The following is a 12939-nucleotide window of genomic DNA, read 5'->3' as shown; positions in this document are numbered from 1 at the left end:
TCCCCGGGGCTCGATAGGCTGGCCCCGTATCCGACGCACGATCATCAGGAGCTGCCATGAGCGCTGTGACCCCCGCTGGAGGACCTACCACGGCGGGCCGCTCCTGGCCCGTCCTCCTGAACGGCCTCCTGGAGGGGAGGAACCTCTCCGCCGACGACACCGCCTGGGCGATGGACCTGATCATGAGCGGCGAGGCGACCGACGCGCAGATCGCCGGCTTCATGGTGGCGCTCCGGGCCAAGGGCGAGACCGTCGAGGAGATCAGCGGGCTCGTCCGGACCATGTACGCGCACGCCAACACCATCGAGGTGCCCGGACCGGCCGTCGACATCGTCGGCACCGGCGGCGACGGCGCCAAGACCGTCAACATCTCCACGATGGCCTCGATCGTCGTCGCCGGCACCGGCACCAAGGTCGTCAAGCACGGCAACCGGGCCGCCTCCTCCGCCTCCGGCTCCTCCGACGTCCTGGAGAAGCTCGGCATCAACCTCGACCTCACCCCCGCCCGGGTGGCCGCGGTCGCCGAGGAGGCCGGCATCACCATCTGCTTCGCGGTGAGGTTCCACCCCTCGCTGCGGCACGTGGCGGCCGCCCGCGGCCAGCTCGGCATCCGCACCACCTTCAACGTGCTCGGCCCGCTCACCAATCCCGCCCGGGTGCGCGCCCAGGCCGTCGGCGTCGCCGACCCGCGGATGGCGCCGATCGTCGCCGGGGTCTTCGCCGAGCGCGGCAACTCCGCCCTGGTCTTCCGCGGCGACGACGGCCTGGACGAGCTGACCATCACCGGCACCTCCCGGGTGTGGGTGGTCCGGGACGGCTCGGTCCGCGAGGAGGTCTTCGACCCGAAGGACGCCGGCATCGACTACGCGCCCCTGGAGGCGCTGCGCGGCGCCGACGCCTCGTACAACGCCGACGTCGCCCGCCGGCTGCTGGCCGGCGAGACCGGGCCGGTGCGCGACGCGGTGCTGCTCAACGCGGCGGCGGCGCTCACCGCCCTGGAGCCCGGCGAGGGCACCCTCGCCGAGCAGCTGCGGGCCGGGATGGCGCGGGCCGCCGAGTCGATCGACTCCGGGGCCGCCCGCGCGAGCCTGGACCGCTGGGTCGCCGCCACTCACGCCTGAGAGCCGCCGCGCGGTCCGCGCGGCCCCGTTCCGGAATTCGGACGGGGTTGCGCGGACCGCGAGCGGTGGCATACGTTCGGCAACAGGTCATGAGTGACAGCCCCAAGCCCCGGCTGGCTGTCCGGCAACCCTCCGTCCGTGGCGGGGTGCCCCGGGTGAAGACCAGGCCGTGGACAGCAAGGTCCATGGCAAGCGCGGACCCCTGCGCCGTCCCTGGGGTCCTGGTCCTTGAGGGAGCGGTTTCGTGAGCAAGCGAATGCGTTAGGGCCTCCGGCCCCCTTCTTCTCCCCCTCCGTACGGCCCCGTTCTCGCCGTGCGTCGAGGCAACACCCGTACGCGGCACGCCGTTTCGCGCTGCCCTGCGGGCCCTTCACGCCCTTTCGCCTGTCCCGCCGGGAGATACCGCCATGTCCGCACGCCCGAACGCCGCCGCCCCCTCCGCCGCCTCCGCCGACGCCTGCTGCGCCGAGCCGCTGCCGGTCCTCGGCCGTGACGTCACCGTCCCGCTCGTCACCGGCGGCGAGGTGACCTACGCGGCCCTCGACTACGCGGCCAGCGCCCCCGCCCTCCAGCGCGTCTGGGACGACGTCGCCGCCTACGCCCCGTACTACGGCAGCGTCCACCGCGGCGCCGGCTACCTCTCCCAGCTCTCCACCGACCTCTTCGAGCAGAGCCGCGTCACCGTCGCCGAGTTCCTCGACTGCCGCGAGGGCGACCAGGTCGTCTTCACCCGCTCCACCACCGACTCGCTCAACCTGCTCGCCCAGGTCGTGCCCGCCGACTGCCAGGTCTTCGTCTTCGAGACCGAGCACCACGCCTCCCTGCTGCCCTGGCGCGACGCCCAGGTGACGTACCTCAACGCGCCGCGCACCCCGGCGCAGGCCGTCGAGACCCTGGAGCGGGCCCTCGCCGACCGCGATCCTCACGGCCCCGCCCTGGTCTGCGTCACCGGCGCCTCCAACGTGACCGGCGAGCTGTGGCCGGTGCGCGAACTGGCCGCCGCCGCCCACGCCCACGGCGCCCGGATCGTCCTCGACGCCGCCCAGCTCGCCCCCCACCACCCGGTCTCCGTCCGGGAACTCGACGTGGACTGGGTCGCCTTCTCCGGGCACAAGCTGTACGCGCCCTTCGGCTCCGGCGTCCTCGCCGGCCGCGCCGACTGGCTCCAGGCCGCCGAGCCCTACCTGGCCGGCGGCGGCGCCTCCCGCACGGTGGCCCGCAGGGCCGACGGCGGCGTGGACGTCGAGTGGCACACCACCGCGGCCCGCCACGAGGCCGGCTCCCCGAACGTCATCGGCGTCTACTCCATCGCCTCCGCCTGCAGGGCGCTGACCGAGGCCGGCTTCGACGCCCTCGTCGCCCGCGAGCGGCACCTCGTCGACACCGTCCGCGCCGGGCTCGCCGAGGTGTCCGAGGTCCGCGTCCTCTCCCTCTTCGGCGACGGCGCCCCGCGCGTCGGCGTCATCTCCTTCGTCGTCGACGGCTGGAACAGCTCCCACTTCGCCGCCGCCCTCTCCGCCGAGTACGGCATCGGCGTGCGCGACGGCCTCTTCTGCGCCCACCCGCTGGTCCGCACCCTGCTCGGCTCCGACCCGCAGGACCCGGGCGAGTGCGGCGCCCCCGAGCCGGCCGCCCCCGGCGAGCGCTCCCTGAACGCCATCCGGGTCAGCTTCGGGGCCGGTACGCCGGACGAGCACGTCGAGCGGTTCGTCGGAGCCGTGAAGGAGCTGGTCCGCGACGGCGCCCGGTGGAAGTACCGCACGGAGGACGGCCGCTGCGTCCCCGACCGCGGCTGACCGGCGGGCGGGACCGAGAGCCGCACGCGCTCACCCCTCGAAGACAAGTGCGACGAAGCCCGGACGGGGATGTCCCCGTCCGGGCTTCCGCGGGACGGCACGGCGCCCGGCCTCAGGACTCCAGGCCGATGGCGAAGGCCGCCTCCAGGTCGTGCTGCGAGTACGTGCGGAAGGCGACGTGCGTGTCGGTGCCCTCGACGCCCGGGATCTTGCTGATCCGGCCGGGGATGACCTCGGCCAGGTCGTCGTGGCGCGGCACCCGGACCATCGCGATGAGGTCGTACGTACCGGTCACCGAGAAGACCTCGCTGACGTTGTCGAGCGCGGCGATCGACTCCGCGATCTCGGGGATGCGGTCCACGCTGGTCTTGATGAGGACGATCGCGGTGATCACGGCTGGCTGTCTCCCTCGGTCGCCGCTGCTGGGGATTTCACTCTATCCCCACCCCGGAAGCGCGCCCACGCGTAGAGGAAGCCGACGGAGAAGCCCACGACGTGGGCCAGATAGGCGACCCCCGGCCCCGCGCCGGCGGCCCGCGCCGCCAGCCACTGGAGCGTGAACCAGAAGACGAGCACCGCCCAGGCCGGGAAGCGCAGCGGCAGGAAGAAGAGGAAGGGGAAGAGGCTCGTCACCCGGGAGCGGGGGAAGAGGAAGAGGAAGGCCCCGAGCACCGCCGAGATCGCCCCGGAGGCCCCGACCAGGGTCTGCTCGCTGTCGGCGTGCGCCACCGCGTAGCCGAGCAGGGCGAGGTAGCCGGTGCCCAGGTAGAAGAGGGCGAACTCGGCGTGCCCCATCCGCTCCTCCGCCATCGCCCCGAAGACCCAGAGGAAGAGCATGTTGCCGAGCAGGTGGAGCCACCCGCCGTGCACGAAGAGGGCGGTGAAGGGGGTGAGCAGGGCGCCCGGATCGCCCCGCGTCAGCTCGGCCGGCACCACTCCCCACCGCTGGAAGTAGGCGCTCTGCGCCGCGAGCACCTCGTCCCCGGTCGCGTGCGACGGGTTCAGTCCGGAGACGGGGCTGACAATGAAGAGGAGACAGCAGGCGGCGATCAGTCCGTAGGTCACCGCAGGTCCGGTGCGGACGCTCCGGTAGGCGCCCAGGGCCGTGCCTCGCCAGTCGATCATGGACAGATCATGGCCCAAGAGGGACGAAGTGGACAGAGTGCCTCGCCGGGCCGGGCGCCCGGCGGTGAGGCCGTAGGGTTACGGGATCGAGCACCGCAGTCCGACGGCGCACCGCGGCTCCCGTACCTGGTACCACCACGAACAGGAAGAAGGACGGCACCATGACGACCGTTCCCCAGCCGACCGCCGAGACCCGCTGGCGCTGCACCCTGTGCGGCAATCTGACCCGCTTCGACGTGACGCGCTCGTCCAAGGTCGTGGAGTACGTCCATCTGGACCTGGCGGGGGAGCCCAAGGTCGAGGAGCGCGAGGTGCTCAGTGAGACCATCGAGTCGGTCCGCTGCCGCTGGTGCAACGCGGTGGACCAGATCGAACTGGTGGACAAGCCGGGCGTCGAGTCCTGACGGACGGCGCCGACGACAGTAGGGGTGACGGATCGTGGAGCAGTCCGCGCACGGTGACGAACCGGCCGGCGCGGCGGGTGACGCTGCCGAGACGCTCGACCATCCCCTGCCGGAGGGGGTACGGCGACGGGTGATCGCACTGGTCGCCGACGCCTTCGGCGGCCTGACCGTCGCCGAGCTGCCCGCCCCCCTGCGCCAGTACGCCCGTTTCACCGCGAGCCGGCGCGCCAAGTTCGCCGGCAACGCGATGGCCGCCGCCCTGGAGGCCGACCCGCTCTTCCGGCAGCGGATCGGCGAACGGTTCAAGCAGGCGCAGCCGGAGCTGGCCGGGGCCGTGGAGACCGGCACCCCGCCCGCCGCCGCCGACCCCGTCGACGTGGCCGCGGCGGCCTATGTGCTGCGCCCGCCGGGCTGGGCCAAGCTGGTGGCCGCCGCCGGCGAGGAGGTCCAGCGCGCCGACGCCGAACGCGCCGACGAGGCCGGCCGGCGCGAGGTGGAGCGGCTCCGCGAGGAGCTGGCCGCCGCCCGCGACCGGACCCGGGACGAGACCGAACAGCTGCGGCACGACCTGGAGGCCGCCCGCAGGGAAGCCGAATCGCTTCACCGCAAGCTGCGCAGCGCGCAGAGCGACGTGAAGCGCGGCGAGGCGGCGCTGCGCCGCGCCCGGGCCGAGACGGAGGCCGCCCGCGCCGAGTCGGCCGCCCAGGTGTCCGCGGCGGAGAGCGAGTCGCGGCGGCTCAAGGCCCGGCTCGGCGAGGTCGAGGCGGCCCTGGAGGCGAGCCGCCGGGCCGCCCGCGAGGGGCGTTCGGTGGAGGACATGCGGCTGCGGCTGCTGCTCGACACCGTCCTCGACGCGGCCCAGGGGCTGCGGCGCGAACTCGCCCTGCCGCCCGTGTCGGTGCACCCGGCGGACACCGTGGACGCCGTGGAGCCGGGGCGGATGTCCCCGAAGGACATCGCGGCCCGCGCCCTGTCGGAGACCGATCCGGCCCTGCTCGACCAGCTGTTGGAGCTGCCGCAGACGCATCTGGTCGTCGACGGCTACAACGTCACCAAGACCGGCTACCCGACGATGCCGCTGGAGAAGCAGCGGCTGCGGCTGCTCGGCGGGCTCTCCGCGCTCGCGGCCCGCTCGGGCGCGGAGGTCACCTGCGTCTTCGACGGGGCGGAGCTGGCCGCCCCGGTGCTCCTCGCGCCGCCGCGCGGGGTGCGGGTGCTCTTCTCCAAGCCCGGCGTCACGGCGGACGAGCTGATCCGCCAGCTGGTGCGGGCGGAGCCGCCGGGCCGGCCGGTCGTCGTGGTCTCCACCGACCGCGAGGTGGCGGACGGCGTCGCGAAGGCCGGCGCGCGGCCGGTGGCGTCGGCCCTGCTCCTCAAGCGCCTTTCGCGGCTCTCGTAACGACTCGCCCGGCTCGCAACTCTTGTGTTCTATGCCCGATTTCTGGAGGGCGGACCGTCAAGTGCCGGTCACGCGCGGTGTGATGCGTGTAAATAAAGTGCCGCGTGAGCGAGTTTTTTGCCATCGGGATTTGAACTGATCACAACTTGGTCACTAGGGTCAGGCCTCGAACCTTCGCGCGGTTGATCACCCATCAGGGCGGTCCGTGGAGGAACCGCCTGCCCCTGACCGGCCGGGCGGCTCGAGGAAGAAGGAGCTCGCCTTCGTGGCGTCCCACCGTCGACCCAAGCAGCCGAGCCGCACCCGTGTGACCGTGCTCACCGCGACCGCGGCCGCCGCCGTCGCGTTCTCCGCCCAGACCGGAGCCCAGGCGGCCCCCAAGCCGAAGATCGACGAGGTCAAGTCGAAGGTCGACAAGCTCTACCACGAGGCCGAGGAGGCCACGGAGCAGCACAGCCTGGCCGAGGAGCGCCGCGGCAAGCTGCAGAAGGAGATCGGCCAGATCCAGGACCGGGTGGCGCGTGGTCAGCAGGAGCTGAACACCCTCCGGGACCAGATCGGTTCGGTCGCCAGCGCCCAGTACCGCTCCGGCGGCATCGACCCGGCGCTCCAGCTCTTCCTCTCCTCGGACCCGGACGACTACCTGGACAAGGCGTCCGCCATCGGCCGGGTCACCGACCAGCAGGCCGACGTCCTCGCCACCATCCAGGACAAGCAGCGCACCCTCGCCCAGCAGCGCGCCGAGGCCACCGCCAAGCTCACCGACCTCGAAGAGGTCCGCAAGACGCTCGCCGAGAAGAAGAGCAAGGTCCAGGGCAAGCTCGCCGACGCGCGCAAGCTGCTCAACACCCTCACCGCCGCCGAGCGCGCCCGCATCCAGCAGGAGGAGCGGGCCGAGGCCGAGCGTGCCTCCCGTGCCGCCGCCCCCCGCCTCGACCTGGGCAACGAGGCCCCGGCCAGCGGTCTGGGTGCCGCCGCCCTCTCCGCCGCCGCCACCCAGCTCGGCAAGCCGTACGTCTCCGGCGCCGAGGGCCCCAACGCGTACGACTGCTCCGGCCTGACGATGTGGGCCTACGGCAAGGCCGGCGCCCGGCTGACCCGCACCACCTACACCCAGCAGAACGACGGCACCAAGATCGGCCGCAGCCAGCTCCGCCCCGGCGACCTGGTCTTCTTCAACGGCCTGTCGCACGTCGGCCTGTACGCGGGCAACAACACGATCCTGCACGCCCCGAAGCCGGGCGCCTCGGTCCGCTACGAGTCGATGAACTACATGGGCACCTTCCAGTTCGGTGTCCGCATCGGCGGCTGACCCGCCCGGCCGTGCCGCCCGAACGGGTGGTTCGCGGCACACCTCGCTGACCTGACGCCCCGCCGGTGACCTCGTGATCTCCGGCGGGGCGTCATTTTTCGTGCCCGGCGCCTTCGTTGGACGAGGTCGGGGGAGCGGCTACTGTCTGCCGCGCCAGTCCCCACGAGCCGAACGGAGAGCGCGAGCCGTGGCCTCCCACCGCCGACCCGCCCGGGTCACCGTCCTGACCGCCGCCGCCGCGGCCACCGCGGCGGCCTCCCTCGGCGCCGTCCCCGCGAACGCCGACCCGGGTGCCGGCGTCGCGGCCGTCCGCGCCAAGGTCGACCGGCTCTACGAGGAGGCCGAGCGGGCCGCCGAGGGCTACAACCGGGCGGACGAGAAGGCGGACGCGCTGCGGCGCGAGGTCGGCCAGGCCCAGGACAGCCTCGCCCGCGGCCAGGAGCGCATCAACCGGATGCGGGGGGCGCTCGGCTCCCTCGCCGGCGCCCAGTACCGCTCCGGCGGCCTCGACCCGGCCCTCGTCCTGCTGCTCTCCTCCGACCCGGACAGCTACCTCGACCGCGCCTCCGCCCTCGACCGGGTGACCGCCCGGCAGAGCGCCGCCCTCACCGAGCTCCACCGGGAGCGCCGCCGGCTCGACCAGGAGCGCGCCGAGGCCCGCACCGCCCTCGGCGAGCTGGAGCGCAGCCGCGCCGAGGTGGCCCGCCACAAGCGGTCCGTGGAGCGCAAGCTCGCCGAGGCCCGCCGGCTCCTCGCCTCCCTCACCGCCGCCGAGCGCGCCGACTACGAGCGGGCCTCCCGCTCCGGCGGACGCGCCGACGGCCCGGGCGAGGAGCTGCCGCCGCCCGCCGACCTCGGCCCGGCCGACTCGCGGGCCGCCGCCGCGGTGCTCGCCGCCCGCAGCGCCGTCGGCAAGCCGTACGTCTGGGGCGCGATCGGCCCCACCGCCTTCGACTGCTCGGGGCTGATGGTCTGGTCGTACCGGCAGGCCGGGATCAGCCTGCCGCGCACCTCGGCCGCCCAGCGCCACGCGGGCCGGCAGGTGCCGCTCTCCCAGGCGCAGCCCGGCGACCTCGTCACGTACCGCGGTGACGCCAGCCACGTCGCCATCTACGCCGGGAACGGGCAGGTCATCCACGCCCCCTACCCCGGCGCCCGGGTCCGCTACGACCCGGTGAACATGATGTCCCACGTGACGGTGACCCGCCCCTGAGCCCGCCGCCGCGGGCTCCGGGAGGCGCCGGCCCGTCACCCGGTCGTACGATCTGAGGCGTGGCGGAACAGGGGCGGGGAGCGCGACGGCCGGCGGCCGTGGTGCTCGCCCTGGTCCTCGCGCTCGCCGCGCTCGTCGGCTGCGGCACCGCCGCCCGGCCCGCCGACCCCGCCCTGCGCGAGGTGCAGGCCCTGCTCGACCGGCACGCCGAAGCCCTCCTCGACCGGGACGAGGGCGCCTGGCTGGCCGCCGCGGGTCCCGCGTACGAGGATGCCGCCCGGACCGAGTTCCGCAGGCTCGCCCAGGTCCCGCTCGCGGGCTGGAGCTACCGCGTCACCGGCGTCGACCGGACCGGCGGGGGCCGGCTCACCGCCCGCGTGGAGCGCGGCCACCGCGTCGAGGGGTACGACGCGGGTCCCCTCGGCGCCGACCGGGTCATGGACTTCGCCGAGCGGGACGGACGCTGGTACCTGACCGGGGAGCGGCCCGCGGAGGGCGCCCCGGTGCGGCTCTGGGAGCAGGGGGAGGTCACCGCGGTGCGCGGCGCCCGGTCGCTCGTCCTCGGCGTCGGCCAGGACCGGGACCGGCTGGCCGAGATCGCCCGGCTCGCCGACCGGGCCGTGCCCGCCGTCGACGCGGTCTGGAGCCCCCGGTGGACCCGCCGGGTGCTGGTCCTGGTCCCCGGCTCCCTCGACGCCATGGGCGGGCTGCTCGCGGTGGACGGCTCGCAGTACCGGGGGATAGCGGCCGTCACCACCGGCGAGACCGGGCACCGCGCCGACGCGCCCGCGGACCGGGTGATCGTCAACCCCGAGGCGTACGGCGTGCTCGGAGACTTCGGCCGGGAGCTGATCCTCACCCACGAGACCGTCCACGTCGCCACCCGCGCCCACACCTCGCCGTCCACCCCGGTCTGGCTCTCCGAGGGCTTCGCGGACTGGGTCGCCTACCGGGGCGGCGGCCGCACCCCCGCCGAGGCCGCCCCCGAGCTGCGCCGGGCCGTGCGGGCCGGGGAGGTGCCCGCCGCCCTCCCCGAGGACGCCGACTTCGGCTTCGAGGGCGACGGCGACGCCCTGGCCCGCGCCTACGAGAGCGGCTGGCTGGCCTGCGCGATGATCGCCGACCGCTGGGGGGAGGCCCGGCTGACGGCCTTCTACCGCGAGGTGGGCGCCCATCCGGGCCGGGAGGGCGCGGTGGAGAGCGCCCTGCGCGAGGTGCTGGACACGACGCCGGCGGAGTTCACCGAGGACTGGCGGGCGTACCTGCGGGCTCAGCTCGGCTGACGGCGGGCGTCGAGCTCCGCGAGCGCCTCCGCGAGCCAGGCCTTCTCCTCGGTGCCGGTGGCGCGGGCGATCCGGAGCATGCCGCGGCGGAAGAGGTCCGGCTCCGCCTCGACGGTGGCCGGGGCGCCGTCCTCGTAGAAGAAGCTGGCCGGGGTCAGCAGGAAGGCCTGGCGGCGGCGGAGGACGGCCGCCTGCTCGGCCGGGTCCGGCAGCAGGCCGAGGAAGGTCAGCAGGGTGAAGAAGCGCTGGCCGTCGGTGATCTCGACGTCCTTGGGGGAGCGGAGCCGGTCGAGGAGCCCGGCGCGGCCCCCGGGCGTGAGCGAGAGGGTGCGGCGGGGCGCGGCGCCGGCACCGGGCTCGGTGCGGCTCTCCACCAGGCCGTTCTTCACCAGGCGGTTGATCGCCGGGTAGAGGGCGCCGTCGCTGACCGGGCGGACGTGGCCGCTCAGCGCCTGGATGCGCTCCTTCAGCTCGTACCCGTGCAGCGGCCGCTCGTACAGGAAGCCCAGGATCGACAGCTCCAGCACCGGGCGCCCTCCTCCCACGCTTGTCCTCGCTCGTCCCCGCATGCTACCTCTTTTCGTGGTGCCTCGAATCGAGGTACCACGATTCGAGGGGGATCCGTGGGGACGCAGCCGAGTCACCGCCGCACGCTCGTCCGGCTCGGCGGGCCGGTCTATCTGGAACTGCTCGCCGGGGTCGCCGCCGGCGTCATCAACATGATCTGGGTCGCCCGGCTCGGCGGGGACGCGGTCGCCGCCGTCGCCGTCGCCACCAACGTCGAGAACCTCCTCCTCGGGGTGGTCCTCATGGCCGGCTCCGGCACCACCGTGCTCGTCGCCCGGGCCCGGGGCGCCGCCGACCCCGGGTCCGTCCGCACCGCCGTCCGGGGCGGGGCGGCCCTGTGCGCCCTGCTCGTCCCGCCCGTCGCCCTCGGCGGGTACCTGCTCCGCGAACCGCTCGCCGCCCTGCTCCTGGGCGGCAGCGGCGGCGGGACCGGGGGCGGCGGCGCGTACGCCCTCGCCGTCGCCTACCTGGCCGTCTCGCTCCCCGGCACCGCCGTCCTCTACGCCGGGAACGTCGTCGACGGCGTCCTCAAGGGCGCCGGCGACACCCGCACCCCTATGCGGCTCGCCTTCCTCGCCAACGGGCTGATCCTGGTCCTCGACCCGCTGCTCATCCACGCGTACGGAGTGCCGGGCGCCGCCCTCGCCACCGTCCTCGGCCGCACCGCCGCCCTCGCCGCCGGGCTGGCCGCGCTCCGCCGGAACCCGCTGCTCGCGGCCGCCCGGGCCGCCGCGCCGACCGGGACCGCCGGCGCCGCCCTGCGCCGCACCGCCGCCACCGGACTGCCGATGGCCGCCGACTTCACCCTGCGGATGGGCGGCGCGCTCGCCCTCGTGGCCGTCGTCGCCCGGCTCGGCGTGACCGAGACCGCCGCCTACGGCATCGCCACCAAGGGCATGTACGTCGCCACCATGGCCTTCTACGCCGTGCGCCAGGCCGCCGCCATCCACACCGCCCACCTGCTCGGCGCCGGGGCCGGCGGACGCGGGGCCGTCGTCCGCGCCACGGCCCTGCTCGGCGCCGGGCTCGGAGCGGGCTTCGCCGCGCTCCTGTGGGCCGGCGCGGACGGCGTGATGCGGCTCTTCGGCGCCGCGCCCGAGGTCGCCGGGGCGGGCGCGCTCTTCCTGCGCTGCCTCGCCGGCCACCTGCCGCTCATGGGGGCGTACATCGCCGCCGCCGGGGTCTTCGAGGGCGCGGGGGCGAGCCCGCGCCTGGCCGGGATCACCGTCGCCGGCGTCCTGCTCCAGCTGCCGCTCGCCCTCGCCCTGTCAGGACTCGGACTCCCCGGGATCTGCCTGGCCATGACGCTCGCCATGGCCGCGCAGCTCGGCGCGCTGGCGCTGCTGCACCGCCGCACCGCGCGCGCCGCTCACGCCGAGCGGGTGAGCACCTTCTCGGGCTCCGGCTGATCCGCCGGGACCGGGATCGCCACCGAACCCGCCTCGGTGACCGTGTGCTTCCAAAGGATCCTGCAGGCCATCAGCGTGGCCGCGATCAGCAGGCCGTTGCGCAGGAACAGCACCCCGATGCCCAGCCAGTCGCTCTGCGTCACGTGCGAGAACCAGACCGGGAACTCGAACTGCGTCACGGCCGTCGCCCACAGGATCAGGTACGCCGGCACCCGCATCCGGCTCGACCGGTAGACCAGGCAGACCGCCGCGACCCCGACCAGCCAGATCATGTACTGGGGGGAGATCACCCGGCTCGTCGCGGTGAAGAGCAGCACCGCGACGAAGGCCGCGTCCGCCACCGTCGAGGAGGTGAAGCGGCGCGCCTTGAACCGCCACACCAGCAGCCAGCCGAAGGCCGCCGCCGTCAGCGCCATCGCGCCCTTCGACACCCAGGACACGTACGGGCCGAGGAACTCGATCGAGCCGTAGTTCATCCGCGCCTCGCCGTCCCAGCCGAAGTGCCGGGCCACGTGGAAGACCATCGCGCCCAGCGACTCGACCTCCGTGCCCCGCTCGCTCTGGAAGGAGAGGAAGGCCAGCCCGCCCGGCATCCAGACCATGCACAGCACCAGCACGCCCACCGCCGTCCCGGCCGCCACCGGCCAGGAACGCCAGGTCGCCCGGCCCTTCGGGGTTCCCGCGAGGATCAGCGCCGGCCACACCTTCAGCACCGCGCCGAAACCGGCGAGCGCGCCCAGCACGCGCGGGCTGCGGATCGCGGCGAGCAGCCCCGCCACGGCGACGGCGGTGACCATGATGTCGTAGCGGGCGTACGCGGTCGGGCCCATCAGCGGCACCGCGGCCAGCCACAGCCACGCCCCCCGCATCGTCCGGCCCGGACGGCCGCCGGTGTACACCAGCAGCCCGAAGACGAAGGCGTCGCAGAGGAAGGCCAGCACGAAGAACGCGGCCGAGTAGTTCAGGAACGGCAGGAGGACGGGGGAGAGGATCGCGAGGGCCGCCGCCGGCGGGTACTGCCAGGTGACGTCGTCCTGCGGATACGTGCCGGTCTTCAGGACCTCGTACCAGCTCTGGTAGATCTGCTCCACGTCACTGGTGACGTCCGGGCCCGGCACCACGACGATCCGGAAGACGCACACCAGGAGGATGATCCTGGTCAGCGCCCACAGACCGAGCGGCAGGCGCAACTCCCGCAGTCGTCCAGCCGTGCGCGAGCCGATCCCCACTGCGCCCGTCATACCTGTCCTGTTCCTGTCCTGTCGGTCCGCTCGTGCGGAGGGGGGTGGTGCCGGGCGAGGGTGCGGTCG

The 12939-nt window shown here is 74.4% G+C and carries 12 protein-coding genes and 1 riboswitch; of the genes, 8 read left to right on the top strand and 4 right to left on the bottom strand.

The window, feature by feature from the left end; all coding sequences use genetic code 11:
- Positions 1 to 56: 56 nt before the first annotated feature.
- Both trpD and ACF1ED_RS12320 read left to right on the top strand, forming a co-directional pair.
- Positions 57 to 1121 (top strand): anthranilate phosphoribosyltransferase, encoded by a 1065-nt coding sequence (gene trpD / locus ACF1ED_RS12325; RefSeq protein WP_391759346.1) that lies wholly within the window; start codon positions 57 to 59, stop codon positions 1119 to 1121.
- Between the two features lie 85 nt (positions 1122 to 1206).
- Positions 1207 to 1322: riboswitch (SAM riboswitch) on the top strand.
- A gap of 206 nt (positions 1323 to 1528) precedes the next feature.
- Positions 1529 to 2917 (top strand): aminotransferase class V-fold PLP-dependent enzyme, encoded by a 1389-nt coding sequence (locus ACF1ED_RS12320; protein WP_391759344.1) that lies wholly within the window; start codon positions 1529 to 1531, stop codon positions 2915 to 2917.
- Between the two features lie 112 nt (positions 2918 to 3029).
- Here the strand turns inward: ACF1ED_RS12320 and ACF1ED_RS12315 are convergent, their stop codons facing one another.
- Positions 3030 to 3311 carry an Lrp/AsnC family transcriptional regulator gene (locus tag ACF1ED_RS12315; RefSeq protein WP_030758121.1) on the bottom strand — a complete coding sequence of 94 codons (282 nt, stop codon included), beginning with the start codon at positions 3309 to 3311 and terminating at the stop codon, positions 3030 to 3032.
- Positions 3308 to 4042 carry a rhomboid family intramembrane serine protease gene (locus tag ACF1ED_RS12310; protein ID WP_391759342.1) on the bottom strand — a complete coding sequence of 245 codons (735 nt, stop codon included), beginning with the start codon at positions 4040 to 4042 and terminating at the stop codon, positions 3308 to 3310. Before ACF1ED_RS12310 ends, ACF1ED_RS12315 begins: the two co-directional genes overlap by 4 nt.
- 161 nt (positions 4043 to 4203) lie before the next feature.
- Between ACF1ED_RS12310 and ACF1ED_RS12305 the strand changes: the two genes are divergently transcribed.
- The 5 genes from ACF1ED_RS12305 (at position 4204) to ACF1ED_RS12285 (ending at position 9653) form a co-directional block, all read left to right on the top strand.
- Positions 4204 to 4446 (top strand): hypothetical protein, encoded by a 243-nt coding sequence (locus tag ACF1ED_RS12305; RefSeq protein WP_351840925.1) that lies wholly within the window; start codon positions 4204 to 4206, stop codon positions 4444 to 4446.
- 34 nt (positions 4447 to 4480) lie between these two features.
- The gene (locus ACF1ED_RS12300; protein ID WP_391759339.1) at positions 4481 to 5845 is read left to right on the top strand and encodes an NYN domain-containing protein; all 1365 of its coding nucleotides are present in this window, start codon (positions 4481 to 4483) and stop codon (positions 5843 to 5845) included.
- 265 nt (positions 5846 to 6110) lie between these two features.
- Positions 6111 to 7157, top strand: coding sequence for an NlpC/P60 family protein (locus ACF1ED_RS12295; protein ID WP_391759337.1), 1047 nt, complete (start codon positions 6111 to 6113; stop codon positions 7155 to 7157).
- 187 nt (positions 7158 to 7344) lie between these two features.
- Positions 7345 to 8370, top strand: a complete 1026-nt coding sequence (locus tag ACF1ED_RS12290; protein WP_391759335.1) for an NlpC/P60 family protein — start codon at positions 7345 to 7347, stop codon at positions 8368 to 8370.
- A 59-nt stretch (positions 8371 to 8429) separates the two neighbouring features.
- Positions 8430 to 9653: a hypothetical protein gene (locus ACF1ED_RS12285; RefSeq protein ID WP_391759333.1), complete on the top strand. Its 1224-nt coding sequence runs from the start codon at positions 8430 to 8432 to the stop codon at positions 9651 to 9653.
- Here ACF1ED_RS12285 and ACF1ED_RS12280 read toward each other — a convergent pair.
- A complete protein-coding gene (locus tag ACF1ED_RS12280; protein WP_391759331.1) occupies positions 9641 to 10180 on the bottom strand; it encodes a PadR family transcriptional regulator in 540 nt (179 codons plus the stop codon). The genes ACF1ED_RS12285 and ACF1ED_RS12280 overlap by 13 nt on opposite strands.
- A 96-nt stretch (positions 10181 to 10276) precedes the next feature.
- Between ACF1ED_RS12280 and ACF1ED_RS12275 the strand changes: the two genes are divergently transcribed.
- Entirely contained in the window at positions 10277 to 11629 is a 1353-nt protein-coding gene (locus tag ACF1ED_RS12275) for an MATE family efflux transporter (protein ID WP_391759329.1), read from the top strand.
- Here the strand turns inward: ACF1ED_RS12275 and ACF1ED_RS12270 are convergent.
- The gene (locus tag ACF1ED_RS12270) at positions 11590 to 12870 is read right to left on the bottom strand and encodes a glycosyltransferase 87 family protein (protein WP_391759327.1); all 1281 of its coding nucleotides are present in this window, start codon (positions 12868 to 12870) and stop codon (positions 11590 to 11592) included. The genes ACF1ED_RS12275 and ACF1ED_RS12270 overlap by 40 nt on opposite strands.
- Between the last annotated feature and the right edge of the window lie 69 nt (positions 12871 to 12939).

It is taken from the genome of Streptomyces sp. NPDC014656 (genome assembly GCF_043084305.1).
Taxonomy (GTDB): domain Bacteria; phylum Actinomycetota; class Actinomycetes; order Streptomycetales; family Streptomycetaceae; genus Streptomyces.
This window is presented reverse-complemented; position numbering and strand designations above follow the sequence as displayed.

Bases quoted from the DNA above. Each gene is read 5' to 3' on its own strand.
- ACF1ED_RS12310 (WP_391759342.1), bottom strand. From the start codon at position 4,042: ATGATCGACTGGCGAGGCACGGCCCTGGGCGCCTACCGGAGCGTCCGC.
- ACF1ED_RS12320 (WP_391759344.1), top strand. From the start codon at position 1,529: ATGTCCGCACGCCCGAACGCCGCCGCCCCCTCCGCCGCCTCCGCCGAC.
- ACF1ED_RS12270 (WP_391759327.1), bottom strand. From the start codon at position 12,870: ATGACGGGCGCAGTGGGGATCGGCTCGCGCACGGCTGGACGACTGCGG.
- trpD (WP_391759346.1), top strand. From the start codon at position 57: ATGAGCGCTGTGACCCCCGCTGGAGGACCTACCACGGCGGGCCGCTCC.
- ACF1ED_RS12305 (WP_351840925.1), top strand. From the start codon at position 4,204: ATGACGACCGTTCCCCAGCCGACCGCCGAGACCCGCTGGCGCTGCACC.